General features: G+C 61.5%; 16 protein-coding genes. 6 read left to right on the top strand and 10 right to left on the bottom strand.

All coding sequences use genetic code 11. The annotated features are described in order from the left end of the window. Positions 1–2 precede the first annotated feature (2 nt). On the bottom strand, positions 3–1,529 hold the full coding sequence (locus C5P05_RS28520) for a transglycosylase SLT domain-containing protein (RefSeq protein WP_114973261.1): 1,527 nt from the start codon (positions 1,527–1,529) through the stop codon (positions 3–5). Between the two features lie 64 nt (positions 1,530–1,593). Next, positions 1,594–1,779 (bottom strand): hypothetical protein, encoded by a 186-nt coding sequence (locus C5P05_RS28525; RefSeq protein WP_114973262.1) that lies wholly within the window; start codon positions 1,777–1,779, stop codon positions 1,594–1,596. Between C5P05_RS28525 and C5P05_RS28530 the strand changes: the two genes are divergently transcribed. The 4 genes from C5P05_RS28530 to C5P05_RS28545 all read left to right on the top strand — a co-directional run bounded on the left by C5P05_RS28530 (position 1,778) and on the right by C5P05_RS28545 (position 7,534). Next, positions 1,778–2,569: a class I SAM-dependent methyltransferase gene (locus C5P05_RS28530; protein WP_198674901.1), complete on the top strand. Its 792-nt coding sequence runs from the start codon at positions 1,778–1,780 to the stop codon at positions 2,567–2,569. The genes C5P05_RS28525 and C5P05_RS28530 overlap by 2 nt on opposite strands. Further along, positions 2,566–3,015, top strand: a complete 450-nt coding sequence (gene rnhA, locus C5P05_RS28535; protein WP_114973264.1) for a ribonuclease HI — start codon at positions 2,566–2,568, stop codon at positions 3,013–3,015. The genes C5P05_RS28530 and rnhA overlap by 4 nt, the downstream gene beginning before the upstream one ends. A 172-nt stretch (positions 3,016–3,187) precedes the next feature. Continuing rightward, positions 3,188–4,432: an efflux RND transporter periplasmic adaptor subunit gene (locus C5P05_RS28540; protein WP_114973265.1), complete on the top strand. Its 1,245-nt coding sequence runs from the start codon at positions 3,188–3,190 to the stop codon at positions 4,430–4,432. An 18-nt stretch (positions 4,433–4,450) separates the two neighbouring features. Beyond that, on the top strand, positions 4,451–7,534 hold the full coding sequence (locus C5P05_RS28545; protein ID WP_114973266.1) for an efflux RND transporter permease subunit: 3,084 nt from the start codon (positions 4,451–4,453) through the stop codon (positions 7,532–7,534). 103 nt (positions 7,535–7,637) lie between these two features. Here the strand turns inward: C5P05_RS28545 and glp are convergent, their stop codons facing one another. Genes glp through C5P05_RS28565 form a run of 4 tightly spaced genes read right to left on the bottom strand, consistent with a single transcriptional unit; the run spans position 7,638 to position 11,613 of the window. Next, positions 7,638–9,020, bottom strand: coding sequence for a gephyrin-like molybdotransferase Glp (gene glp, locus C5P05_RS28550; RefSeq protein ID WP_114973267.1), 1,383 nt, complete (start codon positions 9,018–9,020; stop codon positions 7,638–7,640). Next, positions 9,021–9,650: a molybdenum cofactor guanylyltransferase MobA gene (gene mobA / locus C5P05_RS28555; protein WP_114973268.1), complete on the bottom strand. Its 630-nt coding sequence runs from the start codon at positions 9,648–9,650 to the stop codon at positions 9,021–9,023. Position 9,651: 1 nt separating this feature from the next. Next, positions 9,652–10,809: a GTP 3',8-cyclase MoaA gene (gene moaA / locus C5P05_RS28560; RefSeq protein ID WP_114973348.1), complete on the bottom strand. Its 1,158-nt coding sequence runs from the start codon at positions 10,807–10,809 to the stop codon at positions 9,652–9,654. Positions 10,810–10,851: 42 nt separating this feature from the next. Continuing rightward, complete coding sequence (locus C5P05_RS28565; protein WP_114973349.1) at positions 10,852–11,613, bottom strand: SDR family oxidoreductase; 762 nt, start codon at positions 11,611–11,613, stop codon at positions 10,852–10,854. 102 nt (positions 11,614–11,715) lie between these two features. Between C5P05_RS28565 and C5P05_RS28570 the strand changes: the two genes are divergently transcribed. Continuing rightward, on the top strand, positions 11,716–12,540 hold the full coding sequence (locus C5P05_RS28570) for an HDOD domain-containing protein (RefSeq protein ID WP_114973269.1): 825 nt from the start codon (positions 11,716–11,718) through the stop codon (positions 12,538–12,540). Between the two features lie 38 nt (positions 12,541–12,578). On the opposite strand, the gene C5P05_RS28575 is transcribed toward C5P05_RS28570, so the two are convergent. The 3 genes from C5P05_RS28575 to C5P05_RS28585 form a co-directional block, all read right to left on the bottom strand. Then, on the bottom strand, positions 12,579–13,151 hold the full coding sequence (locus tag C5P05_RS28575) for a hypothetical protein (protein ID WP_114973270.1): 573 nt from the start codon (positions 13,149–13,151) through the stop codon (positions 12,579–12,581). Positions 13,152–13,213: 62 nt separating this feature from the next. After that, positions 13,214–14,647 (bottom strand): aldehyde dehydrogenase family protein, encoded by a 1,434-nt coding sequence (locus C5P05_RS28580; protein WP_114973271.1) that lies wholly within the window; start codon positions 14,645–14,647, stop codon positions 13,214–13,216. Positions 14,648–14,693: 46 nt separating this feature from the next. Continuing rightward, positions 14,694–15,116 carry a hypothetical protein gene (locus tag C5P05_RS28585; protein WP_157979474.1) on the bottom strand — a complete coding sequence of 141 codons (423 nt, stop codon included), beginning with the start codon at positions 15,114–15,116 and terminating at the stop codon, positions 14,694–14,696. A gap of 129 nt (positions 15,117–15,245) precedes the next feature. On the opposite strand from C5P05_RS28585, the gene C5P05_RS33885 reads away from it, so the two are divergent. Continuing rightward, positions 15,246–15,449: a hypothetical protein gene (locus tag C5P05_RS33885; protein ID WP_157979475.1), complete on the top strand. Its 204-nt coding sequence runs from the start codon at positions 15,246–15,248 to the stop codon at positions 15,447–15,449. On the opposite strand, the gene C5P05_RS28590 is transcribed toward C5P05_RS33885, so the two are convergent. Further along, positions 15,437–17,506 carry a sodium-translocating pyrophosphatase gene (locus C5P05_RS28590; RefSeq protein WP_114973273.1) on the bottom strand — a complete coding sequence of 690 codons (2,070 nt, stop codon included), beginning with the start codon at positions 17,504–17,506 and terminating at the stop codon, positions 15,437–15,439. The genes C5P05_RS33885 and C5P05_RS28590 overlap by 13 nt on opposite strands. Positions 17,507–17,647 lie beyond the last annotated feature (141 nt).

A 17,647-nucleotide genomic window follows, 5' to 3' on the forward strand; every position in this document is an offset into this window, starting at 1 on the left:
GTTCAGTGTTTGGCAACCCGTGTTGCCTTGGCCACTTTGCGCCGGGCTTGCTGGGGGCTGGCTTTGCGCGTGCCGTTACCCCTGCCTTGAACCAACGCTCGGGTCTGCATGGGCAGGAACAGCACGATCTGCTGCCCGACCTTGAAGGCGGAGGAGGCGCTGACCTTGTTCCAGTCCGCGACGCTGGCGGGGCTGATCCGGTAGCGTTTGGCGAGGCTGGCCACCGAGTCTTTTTTACCGGCTTTGAGCACGGTTCGTTTCAGGATGACATCGGGTGCGAAGGACACCTGACCGTTGTCGGCCACATGTTCTGTCACATCGGTTTCAAGGTGTTTGGCGCGCGTCACCAGCAGGCTGGACCCCGCCTTGATCAACATACGCGCCGGGATGTTGTTGACACTGCGCAACTCATCCTCATTCATGCCCACGCGCTTGGCGGCATCGGCTGCTTTCATGGTCGTGGGCGCCAGCCAGACCGTCCAGCTGGCCAGACGGCCACCGCCGTAGGCTTCGAGATTGCTTTGAAAGACGGCTGCGTTGTCCCAGGGTAGCAATATTTGGGGTATGCCAGCCGCAAAGATGACGGGGCGACTGATCGACGGATTGAGTGCCTTGAAGTCGGCCAGCGGAATCTCGGCCAGCTTGGCCGCCAGTGCCACATCAATGTCGCGCGTGATATCGACCGTCTGGAAGTAAGGATGGTTTTCGATCAGGGGCAGACTGGAATCGAACGCGGCCGGATTGGCCACGATGTTTTTCATGGCCTGCAGCTTGGGCACATAAAAACGGGTTTCCATGGGCATGTTGAGATCGGTGTAAGCGGTGCCCAAGCCAGCACGCTTGTTCTTGGCGATGGCCCGGCCCACGCTGCCTTCGCCCCAGTTGTAGGCGGCCAGCGCCAGATGCCAATCGCCAAACATGCCATAGAGTTTTTGCAGGTAATCCAGCGCCGCGCGGGTCGAGGCCAGCACATCCCGCCGGTCATCGCGGAAGACGTTTTGCTTGAGTTCAAAATGTTTGCCGGTGGCCGGCATGAATTGCCACATGCCGGCGGCCTTGGCGCTGGAGACGGCCTGCGGGTTGAAGGCGCTCTCGACGAAAGGCAGCAGCGCCAGCTCGGTCGGCATGTTGCGCCGCTCCAGTTCCTCAACAATGTGAAACAGGTACTTGTTGGAGCGCTCGGTCATGCGAAGGATGTAATCCGGCCGAGCGCTGTACCACTGCTCGCGGTCGTGTACAAGATCATTTTCCAGATCGGGCATGGCAAACCCGAGCCGCATGCGCTCCCACAGATTGGCGGGTGGCGCCAATTGGGCAACGCCCAGTGAGGCTGCTTGTGTCGGTGTGATGGCTTGTAAAGCGCCGCCCGGGGTGACGGGTTTGCGCGAGTTTGCGGAAAATATCCCGGATGTGGTGGTCGACCCGGCTGGATTGACGGCGGCGTTCGGGTCTGATGGGGTGCTTACGCCGGTGGCGCAGCCTGCCAGTAAAGCCAGGCAGGACAGGCATGCAATAGTTAAAAATTTCATTGGAACTCGTTGTTTCCACTGGCGAAGCGCCGCAAAGCGGCTCACCTCGACAGGGGCTGATACGTCACGCCGCCACTCCGGCCGTGGGCTGGTGGGGCGTGACTAGAATGGTCTCAAGTTGCCCACCCGACGGTTGCAGTGCCTCAAGCATGGCTTGTTCATCACCGGGGGCAACCACCAAGGCTTGATGTCCATCAAGCAACATCGAAGTGTAGTTATCGGCAAAGGCGGGTTGTGGGATTAACTTCATGAGCGATCAAATTATAGGTTTGCATGACTGGTTTGCGACACCCCCGGGGCGCTACCTGCTGGCGTGGGAGCGTACCCAACTCGATCTGGCCGTGGCCGATATGTTTGGATTTCATGCCTTGCAGCTGGGTTTGCCCGAGCTTGAAGCGCTGGCCGCCAACCGCATGCCGCACCGCTGGCTGGCAACGCAAACCCCCATGCCGGGCGCGGCTTTTGCCGCCGATTTTTCGGCTCTACCGTTCCCGGCCAGCAGCCTGGACCTGGTCGTGCTGCCGCACTCGCTGGAGCTCGCGCCCGATCCCCACGCCACGCTGCGAGAGGTGGAGCGGGTGCTGGTGCCCGAGGGCCGGGTCGTGATTTGTGGCTTGAACCCGGCATCGCTGTGGGGTTTGCGCCAGCGGCGCGCGCACCTGTACCATCGGCTCGGTTTTGGGCACATGTTCTTGCCCGAGGCGGGTGAGTTCATCGGCTATTGGCGTCTGCGCGACTGGCTGCGGCTGCTGGGTTTTGAGGTGGAGGTGGGGCGGTTTGGCTGCTACCGGCCGGCACTCTCCAGCCCTAAATGGCTGCAGCGCTTTGAGTGGATGGACCGGGCCGGCGACCGCTGGTGGCCGATTCTGGGAGCCGTTTACTTCCTGGTGGCCGTCAAGCGTGTGCGGGGCATGACACTGCTGAGCCCGGCCTGGAAATCCTCCAGAATGCTGGTTAATACACCTGTTTCTGTGGCAAATAATTCAACATTGACAAGGGCTACGACCCTGAATGACATCGAGATTGGGAGATTGGATTGAATACGATTGAAATTTACACCGATGGCGCCTGCAAGGGCAATCCGGGGCCGGGCGGCTGGGGTGCGCTGCTCAAATCGCCGGACTCGCAAAAAGAGCTGTTCGGTGGCGAAATGGGCACCACCAATAACCGCATGGAAATGATGGCGGTGATTGAGGCCTTGTCGGCCTTGAAACGCCCCTGCCATGTGACCCTGCATGTGGACAGTCAGTATGTGCTGAAGGGAATGACTGAATGGATTTCAGGCTGGAAAGCCCGGGGCTGGAAGACCGCCGCCAAGCAACCAGTAAAAAATGTCGATCTCTGGCAGCGCCTGGATGAGCTGGTCAGTACGTCAGGCCACAAGATTGATTGGCGCTGGGTCCGGGGCCACAACGGCGACCCCGGCAACGAGCATGCCGACATGCTGGCCAACCGCGGTGTTGAACAGGCTTTGCGGCAGCGCTAAGGTCGGGGACCGATGATGTAAAGAGTTTGCAAAGTAGCCTTTTTGCGGAGTTTAGTAAGGGACATTACGCAGGAAAATTCACCTTGGTACTGCTACATTGGCGGGCTGATTTGACCGTTCCGGTTTCCTTGTCGGGTTTTCCCGATCTTCTCGCTTAAGAAAAGTCGCACTCATGGCAAAAAAACTAATCTACCCGGTAGTGGCTGTCATCGGTATCGCAGCTGCCTCTGGGGCGGCGTGGTGGTACCAGTCAAAACCCAAAGGGGCTCAGGAGATCACGGGTGCACCTGTTGCTGCGCCCCGCGCCGCCGGGGTCGAGGTCGGCCGGGTTGAAAAAATCGCGTTGCGCGACGACGCCCAGTCGGTGGGCAGTCTGCAATCACGCCAGAGCGTGATGTTGCGCCCTGAGATTGCCGGGCGCGTCAAGGCCTTGGGCTTCAGCGATGGTGCGCGCGTGCGCAAAGGCCAGGTGCTGGTGCAGCTGGACGACACCCTGCAGCAGGCCGAGGTCCAGCAGGCGCTGGCACAAGTGTCGATAGCGCAGGCCAACTTCAAACGCAACCAGGAGCTGGTGGCCGAAAACTTCGTGGCGCGGCGGGTGCTTGACGAGAGTTTGGCCAATGTGCAGGTGGTCGAGGCCCAGCTGGCGTTGGCCCGGGCCCGCCTGTCGCGCATGGCCTTGCTGGCGCCGTTTGATGGCACCGTGGGCATACGCAGCATCAATGTAGGCGATTATGTGAAGGATGGCGCGGACCTGGTGAACCTGGAAGACATCAGCAGCATGTACGTGGACTTTCGCTTGCCGGAGCGCTATCAAAGCAAGCTCAAACCCCAGCAAACGGTGGAACTGGTGCTGGATGCCCTTCCGGGGCGTGCCTTCCGGGCCCGCGTCGAGGCGATCAATCCGCTGCTGGACGCCAATGGCCGCTCTGTCGGTGTGCGCGCCATACTGCCCAATACATCGGGAGCGCTGGCGCCAAATGGCAAGCCAGCCGGTGGCGCGGCTGCCAACGACGCACCGCTTCGCCCCGGCATGTTCGCGCGGGTGACGACGGTATTTTCTGTCAATGAAGCGGCCCTGGTCGTGCCTGAGGAGGCCATCGTGCCCCAGGGCGGGCGCCAATTCGTGATCAAGGTCGTGGCGCCGGCGGCGGTGCCAGCGACGGCAGCCGCCACCTTGCCGCCAGACACCCAATTTGTCTCCTTGCGCCAGGAGGTCAAGCTCGGGGTGCGCCAAAAAGGCAAAGTAGAAATCCTGGAGGGCCTGGCCGAGGGTGAGACCGTGGTGGTGGCCGGACAGCAGCGTTTGCAGCGCGATGGCACGCCGCTGCGTATCGTGGAGCTGGGGCGGCCAGCGCAGGGCGCAACCAGCGCGCCGAAGCTACCGACCTCTGCCGCCGCGGTCGCCAGTCGTTGATGAATACAGGAGCCCTCCATGCAGCTCGCTGAAACCTCCATCCGTCGGCCGGTCCTGGCCACCGTGATCTCCCTGCTGATCGTGCTGATCGGCGCGGTGTCCTTCAACCGGCTCACCGTACGCGAGTACCCCAAGATCGACGAGCCCGTGGTGTCCGTCACCACCATATTCACCGGGGCATCCAGTGAAGTGATCGAGGGCCAGGTGACCAAGGTGCTGGAAGACTCGCTCGCCGGCATTGAGGGGGTGGATGTGATCACCTCCACCAGCCGCCAGGAGCGCAGTCAGATATCGGTCCGGTTTGCGCTGACCCGGGATGCCGATTCGGCCGCCGCGGACGTGCGGGACAAGGTCACGCGCGTGCGCCAGCGACTGCCCCAGGGCATTGATGAGCCGGTGATTGCGAAGGTGGAAGCCGATTCGTTCCCGGTGATTTTCCTGGCGCTGAGCTCGGACACGCACAATGCCCTGCAACTTTCGGAGATGGCCAACACGCTGGTCAAGCCGGTGTTGCAGACCGCGCCCGGTGCGGCGGATGTCACCATATTTGGCGAACGCAAGTTTTCGATGCGCATATGGGTTGACCCTGACAAGCTGGCGGCCTACCGCCTGACCATTCAGGATGTGGAGGACGCTTTGCGGCGTTCCAACCTGGAGGTGCCCGCCGGGCGCATTGAGAGCAACCAGCGTGAGTTCAATGTCACCGCCGCCACCGACTTGCAGCGCCCGCAGGAGTTTTCTCAGGTGGTGATTCGCACCGTCAACGGTATGCCGGTGCGCATTGCCGACGTGGCCCGTGTGCAGCAGGGTCCAGCGGATGAGCGCTCCAGCGTCCGCCTGAATGGGCGCGACTCGGTCGGCGTAGGCGTCATTCGTCAGGCCACCGCCAACCCGCTGGACCTCTCCGCCGGGGTGCGCCAGCTGATGGGCAAGGTGCAGCGGGACTTGCCGCCGGGCGTGCAGGTTGAAGTGGCCAATGACAACTCGGTGTTCATCGACCGGTCGATCAATGCGGTGTTCCACACCATCGTGGAGGCCTCCGTGCTGGTGGCGCTGGTCATTTTTGTGTTTCTGCGCACGCTGCGGGCCTCGCTCATTCCACTGATCACCATTCCGGTGGCGCTGATTGGCTCGTTTGCCCTGATGGCCCTGGCCGGGTTCAGCGTGAATACGCTCACCCTGCTGGCGCTGGTGCTGGCCATTGGTCTGGTGGTGGATGACGCCATCGTGATGCTGGAGAACATCTACCGCCATATCGAGGAAGGCATGGTGCCGTTCCAGGCCGCCATCAAGGGTGCGCGCGAGGTGGGTTTTGCGATTGTGGCCATGACCATGACCCTGGTGGCGGTGTACGCGCCGCTGGCGTTCGCACCCGGACGCACCGGGCGGCTGTTCACGGAATTTGCGTTGGCCCTGGCGGGGGCGGTGGTGGTGTCGGGCATCGTCGCGCTGACGCTGTCACCGATGATGTCGTCCCTGCTGCTCAAACACAACCCCACGCCCGGCCGTTTTGACCGCGGCATGGAACGCGTGTTGCAGGCGGTGACCCGCGGCTATGGCCACGTATTGGACTGGACGCTCAAGCGGCGCTGGCTGGTGCTGGTGGTGATGGTGGGCAGCGGCGTGGTCTCGTGGGTCGTGCTGGCCGACATCAAGCGCGAACTGGCCCCGATCGAGGACCGTGGGGTGATACTGGCGCAGGTGAACGGGCCGGACGGCGCGACGCTGGACTACACCAACCGTTATGCCCGCGCGATCGAAAGCATCGGCCAGAGTTTTCCCGAGTTTGACCGCGTATTCGCCACCATCGGCAACCCGACGGTGGCGCAGGGCAATATCTTCTTTCGAGCCAAGCCTTGGGAAGAACGCACCCGCACGACCCAGGAGATGGCGCGTGAGATGACGCCGCGGGTGTCGGGGTTGTCCGGGGTGACGGCCTTTCCGATCACGCCACCCTCCTTGGGACAGGGCTTTACCCAGCGACCGATCAACTACGTGATCATCACCTCGGACAGCTACCAGAACCTGGCCAAGACGGTGCGCGAGTTTCAGGATGAACTCGCCAAGAACCCCGGTTTTGTGCAGGTGGACACGGATTTGCGGCTGAACAAGCCCGAAATCAAGCTAGAAGTGGACCGCGAGCGCGCCGCCGACATGGGCGTGGGCGTGGACCTGATCGCCCGCGCGGTTGAAACCATGCTGGGCGGGCGCAAGGTCACGCGTTACAAACGCGAAGGCGAGCAATACGACGTGATCGTGCAGACCAACCCGAGCGGGCGCGAAACCCCGGACGATATCGAGAAGATCTTTGTGCGTGGCAAGAATGACGCCATGATTCCCCTCTCTGCCCTGGTCAAAATTCAGGAGGTGGTGGTGCCGCGCGAGCTCAATCACTTCGGGCAGCGCCGCTCTGCGTCGATCACCGCCAATCTGTCGGCTGATTACTCCCTGGGCCAGGCCCTGGACTTCATGGACGCCACGGCCAAGAAGGTGCTCAAGCCGGGTTATGCCACGGACTTGAATGGCACCAGCCGCGAATTCCGCAAGTCGGCGGATTCCTTGTCACTGGTGTTTGTACTGGCGCTGGTGTTTATTTTTCTGGTGCTGGCCGCGCAGTTTGAAAGCTTTGTCGACCCGTTCGTCATTCTGCTCAGTGTGCCGCTGTCCATGGCGGGGGCTTTGCTGGCCTTGAAATGGTCCGGTGGTACGCTCAATGTGTTCAGCCAGATCGGCTTGATCACGCTGGTGGGGCTGATCACCAAACACGGGATTTTGATCGTGGAGTTTGCCAACCAGTTGCGTGAGCAGGGGCTGGGCACACTCGCAGCTATCAAGCGTTCGGCCTCGCAGCGGCTGCGCCCGATCATGATGACGACGGGTGCCATGGTGCTGGGCGCCTTGCCGCTGGCCCTGGCCACCGGGGCCGGTGCCGAAAGCCGGCGTCAGATTGGCTGGGTCATTGTGGGGGGCATGAGTCTGGGCACCTTGCTCACGATTTTTGTGGTGCCCACCATGTACACGCTGCTGGCGCGCCGGCATGCACCGGGCGCCAAGAAGGAAGCAACGCTGGCGACCCCGCTGGCTGCCTCCGACGTGACCTGATTCCGTTTCCAAATCATTCGTGTCTAGGCGCGAAGCCGCAGGCAGTGCTGTAGCACGACAAGGCGAAGCAACAACGACACGGATGATTTAGAAATGGAATGATTCAGATCACGCCGTCAAACATCATCACATCGACTTCATCACCCGGGGCCACGTTGCCCTGATGGTGGTGCAGCACGATCAGGCCGTTGGCCTGCACCATGGAACTCAGCACCCCCGAGCCCTGATTACCGGTGGTCTTGACCTGCAATGAACCGTCCGGGGCGGTGCTGACGGTGCCGCGCTGGTACTCGGTTCGGCCGGGTTTCTTGCGCAAGGGCTCTAGGCTGTGTGCTTTGAGCAGCGGCGCCGGCGTGGCCGTGCTGCCCATCATTTGCAACAGGGCGGGGCGCACAAAAGCCAGGAAAGTCACCATCACCGCCACCGGATTGCCCGGCAGGCCAAACAGGATGGCCGCTTCAGGGGAGGCTGAGTTACTATTATTTTGATAGCTGTTTGCGCTTATTTCACGAGGGCTAGAGGCTAATTTTGCTTTAAGAATACGACCCACCGCCATCGGGCGGCCCGGCCGCATCGCAATCTTCCAGAAGGCAACATCGCCCAGCTTTTTCATCATGGCCTTGGTGTAGTCGGCTTCGCCCACGCTGACGCCACCGCTGGTGATGATGGCGTCGGCCTGCTCGGCCGCGCTCAAAAATGCGGCTTCCAGCAGTGCAGGTTCATCGCGTACCACGCCCATGTCGATGACCTCGCAACCCAGTCGCGTCAGCAGGCCCCACACGGTGTAGCGGTTGCTGTCATACACAGCGCCTTCGCGGGGCGGCTCGCCCAGACTCAGAATCTCGTCGCCGGTCGAGAAGTAGGCAACCCGCAGCTTGCGCCACACCTGTATTTTTTCAATGCCCAAACTGGCCAGAAGGCCCAGCGCGGCGGGCGTGAGATGCTCACCTTTGTGTAGCGCTGGTTGGCCTGCCATCAGGTCTTCGCCCAGGCAGCGGCGGTTGTCGCCGGCCTGCAGCAGGGCTGCCGGAATGACGACTAGCTCGTTGTCGCCTGAGGCCCCGGGAGCCAGGCGCGCGGCCTCCGTGGGGCGCGTCACAAACTCCTGCGGCACCACCGTGTCCAGCCCCTCGGGCAGAACCGCCCCGGTCATGATCTTGAGGCACTCGCCCGGCGCCACCACGCCCGACCAGGCTTTGCCGGCCAGGGCGGTGCCCACGACCTTGAGGCTCAGCGGCGCTTGTGGCGACAGCTGTGCCCCATCAAAGGCATAGCCGTCCATGGCCGAGTTGTCGTGCGGCGGCACGCTGATGGGCGAGATCACGTCATGCGACAGCACACGGCCCAAGGCCTGGAAAATGCTCACGGTTTCATGGCGCGTGACCGGCATCACCAAATGCGACAAAAACTCACGTACTGTGTCGGCGCTCAAGGCTTTGGGGTCATAGCCCTGCAGCGCTTGCGCGATGCTGTCCAAGGATTTCATTCAGCTGCTTTCCAGTTGGCGCAACTCGGCCAGCGTATTGGTGTTGCAGAACGCCCGGGCGTCGTCACCGGGCAAATCAAACGGCACGAGCACCGTCTTGTGCAGCGCGGTCCAGGCGTCAATCTTGCGGCCGCCGTCTTGGGTGAACTTCACCAGGCTCTCCAGCAACTCGACGCGCAGCAGACAAAACACTGGCTGGGCGCGCAGTTGCACCTGCCCATTCTTGTCAACTTCGGGTGCTGCGACCATGGCGATCTCTGCATCCCCGGCTTCCAGCGCCGCGGCGAGACGGGGTACCAGGTCGAGCGGCAACAGCGGCGTGTCGCAGGGCACCGTCACCATAAAAGGGGTTTCACAGCGCTCCAGCCCGGTTAGAAAACCCGCCAGCGGCCCGGCATAGTCAGCCAGACCATCGGGCCAAACCGAGGCGCCAAACGATTCATAAGCCGCCAGATTGCGGTTGGCATTGATCATGATCTGACCCACGCCGCCACCCATCTGCAGGCGCGTCAGCGTGTGCAGCGCCAGCGGCATGCCGTTGAAGGTTTGTAGGCCCTTGTCCACGCCGCCCATGCGGGAACCGCGGCCACCGGCCAGGATCAAGCCGGTAATGTCGTGTGGGTTGATCAACTCACCCTCCTATGTAGCTCATTTCAACCCGGCGACCGCCCGTGCCGGCGTCAGGTGCCATGGCGCTGCGCAGCTCGGAATAGCGGTCGGTGCGGCCGGTCCAGATGTGCGCAATGGCGGATGCCAGATTGGCGTCCGAGGCTTCCGATGTGGGCGCCCGCACGAGTGAACGCAGATCGTAACCCTGGGCCGCAAACAGGCACAGGAACAGCTTGCCTTCGGTGGACAGGCGGGCGCGGTTGCAGTCGCCGCAAAAAGCCTGGGTGACGCTGCTGATGACGCCGATTTCCCCCATGGCCTTGTCATGCTGGCCCGAGGCGTCGGCGTAACCCCAGCGCTCGGCAGTCTCACCGGGTGCGGCGGGGTCGAGCTGCACCAGCGGCAACTCGGCGTGTATCAGCTTGACCACCTCGCTGGAGGCCAGCACTTCGTTCATGCGCCAGCCGTTAGTGGCGCCCACGTCCATGTACTCGATGAAGCGCAGCACAATGCCGCTGCCCCTGAAGCGCCGTGCCATGGGCAGAATCTCATGCTCGTTGGTGCCGCGCTTGACCACCATATTGATCTTGATCGGACCCAGGCCGGCCTCCTGCGCCGCCTCAATCCCGGCCAGCACATCGGCCACCGGGAAGTCCACATCGTTCATGCTGCGAAACACGGCGTCATCCAGTCCGTCCAGGCTGACGGTCACGCGCTGCAGGCCGGCCGCCTTGAGGGCGCGCGCCTTGCGCGCCAGCAGCGAGCCATTGGTGGTGAGCGTCAGGTCCAGCGGGCGACCTTCCACCGTGCGCAGGGCGGACAACTGTTCAATCAGCCGTTCAATGTTTTTGCGCAAGAGCGGCTCGCCGCCGGTGAGGCGGATTTTTTGCACGCCGTGAGCGACAAACACCTTGGCGATGCGGGTGATTTCCTCAAACGAGAGCAGGGCGCTGTGTGGCAGATAGGCGTAGTCCTTGTCAAAGACTTCCTTGGGCATGCAGTAGTTGCAGCGGAAGTTGCAGCGGTCCGTCACGCTGATGCGCAAATCGCGCAAGGGGCGCCCTCGCGTGTCGGACAGCAGGCCGCTGGCGGCCACGCGGGTGTCGGGTGAGAAGGCCGCGGCCGGGGTGACCAGCGACGCCGAGCGTTGGTCAATCAAGGGCACGACACGGGGTGGCATAAGGCGTTCGGTCATGGTGTGTGAAGGTGTGCGGTTGGCGCGTCAGACACAGCGTGCGCCGTCAACCTCAAGGCACACGCCACTGATGAAGGCGGCTTCGTCGCTGGCCAGGTAGAGCGCGGCATTGGCGACATCGAGCGCGGTGGAGAAGCGCCCCAGTGGAATACTGGCGCGAAATTGGGCCTTGCGTTCGTCAGTCAGGGCACCGCCCGCAAATTCGGCGGCCAGACCGGTGTCCGGGTTAAACACCGGATTGATGCAGTTCACGCGGATGTTGTCCGGCCCCAATTCGGCGGCCAGCGACTTGGAGGTGGTGATCACCGCGCCCTTGGAGCCGTTGTACCAGGTCAGGCCAGGGCGGGGACGCACGCCAGCCGTTGAGGCGATGTTGATGAAGCTGCCACCGCCTTGGGCACGGAACACCGGCGTGGCGTGAATGGTGGCGAGGTAAATGCTTTTCACGTTCACCGCGTAGCACTTGTCAAACTCTTCTTCGGTGACTTCAAGTGCCGGGCGGTTGCGGTGCGTCCAGCCGGCATTGTTGATCATCACGTCCAGCGTGCCGTAACGTTCAACCGCAGCGGCTACCAGGGCGCGCACGTCGTCGGATCGGGTCACGTCAGCGGCAAAAAACGAGGCCGTGCCACCTGCGGCCACGATCTCGGCCACGACTTGCTCGCCCAGAGTGGCGTTGATGTCGTTGACGATGACCCTGGCGCCCTCAGCGGCCAGTCGTTTGGCGATGCCCGCGCCAATGCCTCCGCCGGAGCCGGTCACGATGATGGATTTGTTGCTTACGCGCATGGTCAGGTACCTGGAATCCAGCCGATTTTGGCACGTTTTCAGAGGTTGGGGCTGGCGGATAATGACCCTCATTTTCCAATTCCGAACACGGGGCCATCCTTGATGACACTCACCGAATTGCTTGCCTCCAACGGGGCGCTCCCCAGCATCCCGAAAGTCGTTGCCTTGCTGCTCAATGAACTGGATCGACCCGAGCCCGATCTCAGAAAAATAAGCCAGCTGATCAATACCGACCCGGTGCTGGCAACGCGCCTGCTGCAACTGGCCAACTCCGCCCAGTTTCAGTTTGCCAGCAAGATCAGTAGCGTGTCGGAGGCCTTGGCGCTCATGGGGCTTGACCAGGTGCGATCCCTGGCCACGGCAGCGGCCGTGGTTGGTGCGTTCCGGGCGATTCCCGGGATCGATATGCACCAGTTCTGGCGCTACAGTTTGAACGTGGCCAAACTGGCGCGTATTCTGGGGGGCATGGCTCGGCAGAATCAGTCAGCGGCCTTCACTGCGGGTTTGATCCATGCCATTGGCGAACTGGTCATGCACCTGGGGCTGGCCGGAGAATTGGCCGCCCTGGACCAGAAAATTCCACCGCTCGCGTTGAAGCGCGCCGCCGCCGAGCGAAAACTGCTGGGCTTCAGCTATGCCGATGTGGGCGCCGGCTTTGCCCGCAACTGGCAGTTCCCCCAGCCTATTGTGGATGCGCTTGAGCATCAATGCATACCGTTTGAAAACGAGGCTTATGAGCCGATGGCCGGTGTTCTTCATTTGGCGGCGTGGCGAGCCCGTGCCAAGGAGGCCAACTATGACGAGCAGGACCTGACCGACAATTTTCCGGATGTCGTCGCCTTGGCCTTGGGCATCGACATTGACATGGCGCTCCAGCAGGAGCCGATTGACTGGACCTCCAAAGCAGAGGTCGCCGTGCTGGTTTGAGGTGTCGCAGGGCCCGCTCGGGGCAGGGGGCCGCGTGATTACAGCAGAGGGGATATCTGGGTAGGCGAAAAACCGACTGGCTGCTCATGGGTGGCGGAGGGGGGTGTCGTGCCACGTAGCGGCGCCTTTGGCGGACGCCTTTTGTGGCGTCGGTCCAGGATCGGAAGCGGTTCTTCTTCGGCTTGCGGCGGGACACTTTGAAGCCAGGCGGTTTTTTCCGGCATCACGGCAAAAGGACAGCCGCAGTCGGGTGAAAAACGCCATGAAACAATGTATTTCGAATGGTCAACCAGCGGGTCAAATCGATCCAGCCCGAGTAGCAACTGCTGTTGCATGGCAGGTGCGTAACGCAGCAGCAGCTCATTCCATTTCATCACGACCAGCTGAATATTCAGTTCTTCTTCGCCGGGCGCCCGCGCGATGATGATGACCTCGCACGCGAGCCAACCAAACGGAATGCCGTGATGCCGAAGCGTGTCTTTCAAAACCACGCGAATGAGCTCGCGGCGAACGTCGCTGCGTTGCAGGCTGGGGATCGGCGTGACAGAGACCGGTACCACGCTGGGCGTGTACTTGTTTTTTGAACGCTTGCTTTTTAGAAAGTCGAACATGTTATTTCCTCCCTCCACTTTGTGGACTGTTTTGTATTGAAAGCTATGGGCCCTTGTGACGCTTACCCATGTTTGATTGCGACGGTTTTGAGCGTGGTAAAGCCGTAGAGCGCTTCAAACCCTTTTTCGCGACCATGGCCACTGGACTTGACGCCGCCAAATGGCAACTCCACGCCACCGCCGGCGCCGTAGTTGTTGATGAAGACCTGGCCGCAACGCAGGCGCCGGGCCATGCGGAATTGCCGTGCACCATCCGCTGTCCAAACGCCTGCGACCAGTCCGAATTGCGTGGCGTTGGCCATCTCCACGGCCTGGTCTTCGTCGCGAAACGACATGGCGCACAGTACCGGACCAAACACTTCTTCCTGTGCCAGGCGGTGCATCACTGGCACGTCGCGCAGCAAAGTAGGGGCCTGGTAAAACCCGGTTTCTGGCGCTTCGTCGACGACCTTGCCCTGGGCGACCATGGCAATATTGGCGACGTGGGCGTCGCTCAAAAAATCCCAGACACGTTGTTGCTGTTGCTGGCGAATCAAGGGCCCCAGGTCCAGGTCCATGGCCGCCGGACCGACGCGCAGATTCTCGAACGCTTGTCCCAAACGCTCCAGCAGCGGCTCATAGATGGCCTGATCCACCAGCAGCCGCGAGCCGGCTGAACAGGTCTGTCCGGCGTTTTGCACAATGGCGTTGATGATCGCGGGAACCGCTGCATCCAGATCCGCATCGGCAAAAACGATTTGCGGGCTCTTGCCACCGAGCTCCAGCGTGACGGGGCAGTGGCGCTGCGCCGCGACTTGTTGAATGAGCGTGCCAACCGCCGGGCTCCCGGTGAAGCTGATGTGGTCAATGCCGGGGTGATGCGCCAGGGCGTCGCCCACTTCGTGGCCGTACCCGGTGACGATGTTGATGACGCCTGCCGGAAACCCGACTTCCGCAGCCAGTTGCGCCACGCGGATAAGCGACAGACAGGCATCTTCTGCAGGTTTCACGACGCAAACATTGCCGGCCGCCAAGGCGCCGCCCACGCTGCGGCCAAAAATCTGCATCGGATAGTTCCACGGAATGACATGGCCGGTGACGCCATGCGGCTCACGCCAGGTCAACACACTGTAGCCATCCATGTAGGGAAGGGTCTCACCATGCAGCTTGTCGCAAGCACCGGCGTAAAACTCGAAGTAACGGGCCAGGGCGGCGGCATCGGCCCGCGCCTGCTTGGTGGGCTTGCCACAGTCACGTTGTTCGATCGCCGCCAGCTCTTGCGCGTGTTCGGTGATAGTGAGCGAGAGGCGCATGAGCAGGCGGCCGCGCTCGGCGGCACTGAGCTTGCACCACACGGCGTCAAGCCCCTGTCGTGCAGCACGCACGGCATGGTCAATGTCCGATGCGTTGCTGCGCTGGATGTCGTCATAAGGCTGGCCATCTGATGGGTCCAGCACGGCAATGGTTCGACCGGACGATGACGGCAGTGATGCGTTGGCGATGTAGTTGAATTGCATGAATCTGATTCTTGGGTCGTAACGGAGTGTCTTTTTGCAAGGCCGTTTAGCGGCCGTTCACGAGGGCTGGACCCATCTCTTGCAGGGGGCCCAGGGGATTGGTGTTGACTTCAAGCTCGTTAACGCTGGGCTGTCCGCCCCAAGCCCGATAGACCACCACATCATTCACCAACAAGATCAAAGCGTTGAAGCGCCAACCGGTGGTCTCGGAGCGACGTGAAAAGTTGGCGAAATCCGCAAAGAAATTGCCGGTTCGCTCTTTGTTAATACGTGCACCTGTGATTTCCCAGCCGCGACAGGCATCGCGCGCCTCCAGGCAGGCCAATACGCCCGGATTAAGATCTTCCCGTTTGAGCAGGGCGCTTGGAACAAATCTCCGAACAATGTCGGCGTGGGTCAGGATAAGCGTATTCGGTTGTTGCACCGGATCGATGCCTAGCCTGGTCAGCGCGGCGACATCGCTCTTCATGGGAACCAGTCCGTCAATGGCCGTGCGCGCTTCCTCAAAGCTCTTGAACGGTGACGACTCGGTGCGCGCTCGCGGCAGCATGGAGGAGCAACCACCCATTAGCAGTGCCAGTGACAACAGGCAGCCACCATGGAGGAGATTGCGTGGGTTCAAGATAGCTTTTTTCATCTGGGTATGTTTGCTGTAAATAGTAGTGGCCGTTGGTTTGCGTCAAATGACATTCATCAAGACGCTCTGTTTTTCAGGGCCTGGTGGTGCAGCTTACCAAGCCTGAATGCAGAAAAGCCCGCCGAAGCGGGCCCAGAGGCGATTTTGACTGATCAGGCGCCGTGAATTTTCATCATCAGCGGGACGATCAACAAGGCCACAATGTTGATGATCTTGATGAGCGGATTGATCGCCGGACCAGCGGTGTCCTTGTAGGGGTCGCCCACGGTGTCACCGGTGACGGCAGCTTTGTGCGCTTCGGAGCCTTTGCCGCCGTGGTTGCCGTCTTCGATGTATTTTTTGGCATTGTCCCAGGCACCACCGCCCGTACACATCGAGATGGCCACAAACAGGCCCGTCACGATGGTGCCCATCAACAAGCCCCCCAGCGCAGCGGGACCCAGGACCAGGCCCACCAGAATCGGCACCACCACGGGCAGCAGTGATGGGATCATCATTTCCTTGATGGCGGCGGTGGTCAGCATGTCCACAGCCGTGTCGTACTCGGGTTTGGCCGTGCCTTCCATGATGCCCTTGATGTCGCGGAATTGGCGCCGCACTTCAACCACCACCGCACCGGCAGCCCGGCCCACGGCTTCCATCGCCATGGCGCCGAACAGGTAGGGAATCAGGCCACCGATGAACAGGCCGATGATGACCATCGGGTTGCTCAGATCGAAGCTGATGACCTTGCCATAGGCTTCCAGTTTGTGCGTGTAGTCGGCAAATAACACCAACGCAGCCAGACCGGCAGAACCGATGGCGTAGCCTTTGGTCACGGCTTTGGTTGTGTTGCCCACGGCGTCCAGCGGGTCGGTCACGTCGCGCACACTTTTGGGCATTTCGGCCATTTCGGCAATGCCGCCGGCGTTGTCGGTGATGGGGCCATAAGCATCCAGCGCCACCACAATGCCGGCCATGCTCAGCATGGAGGTGGCCGCGACGGCGATACCGTACAAGCCTGCCAGGGTAAAGGCGGTCCAGATGGCAACACAGACAAAAATCACCGGCCAGGCGGTGGAGCGCATGGAAACACCCAGACCGGCAATGATGTTGGTGCCGTGGCCTGTGGTGGAGGCTTGCGCGATGTGTTTCACCGGCGCGTATTGGGTGCCGGTGTAGTACTCGGTCACCCACACCAAAGCGGCTGTCAGCATCAGGCCGACGGCACAGGCGCCAAACAGCGCCATCTGGCTGCCATTGGCCTTGATGGCGTTGTCGGGCATCAGCCATTTCGTCACGAAGAAGAACGCCACGAGTGACAGCAAACCTGCGACGGCCAGGCCCTTGTACAAGGCCGGCATCACATTTTTCATGCCCGGCGAGGCCTTGACGAAGAAGCAGCCGATGATGGAGGCCACGATGGACACGGCGCCCAGCGCCAGCGGATAGACCACGGCGCCGGTGCCGGCACCGGTGACCAACAGGGCGCCGAGAATCATGGTGGCAATCAGCGTCACGGCATAGGTTTCAAACAGGTCAGCGGCCATGCCGGCACAGTCGCCCACGTTGTCGCCCACGTTGTCGGCAATCACGGCCGGGTTGCGCGGGTCGTCCTCGGGGATGCCGGCTTCAACCTTGCCCACCAGGTCGGCGCCAACGTCAGCGCCTTTGGTGAAGATGCCACCGCCCAAACGGGCAAAGATGGAGATCAGCGATGCGCCAAAGGCAAAGCCGATCAGCGGGTTGAGCAGCTTGGCCAGGTTCATGTCCGGGGTCAGGTTGCCGTTGCCCACCAGGAACCAGTAAAAGCCGGTAACACCCAACAGGCCCAGCCCGACCACCAGCATGCCGGTGATGGCGCCGCCGCGAAAGGCCACGTCCAGCGCCGGGCCAATGCCTTTGGTGGCGGCCTGCGCGGTGCGGACATTGGCGCGGACCGACACGTTCATGCCGATGAAGCCACAGGCGCCTGACAGCGTCGCGCCAATTACGAAGCCGATGGCGCTCAGGGAATCAAGAAAGAAAAAGATCAATATGGCCAGCACCACGCCCACAATGGCAATAGTCTTGTACTGTCGTGCCAGATAGGCGGCTGCGCCGGTTTGAATGGCGGCTGCAATCTCTTGCATTCGCGGGTTGCCGGCGTCCTGGGAAAGAATCCAGCTGCGGGCCCAAAAGCCGTAAGCCACGGCAATGAACCCACAAATTAGCGCCAAAATCAGCGCGTAGTTGCCTGTCATAAAAAACTCCTGTCGTTGTTTCGCTGAGTAGTGGTGCAACGCAAGCGGCACCACCGCTGCGTTGCTTCCTCGCTGCGAAACACCAATGGAAATTGATGCAGGCGATTGGCCAACCGACTCAATGTACCGTGAAAAAAGTGG

Origin of the sequence: Rhodoferax ferrireducens (assembly GCF_003347515.1) — a bacterium.
Taxonomy (GTDB): Bacteria; Pseudomonadota; Gammaproteobacteria; order Burkholderiales; family Burkholderiaceae_C; genus Rhodoferax.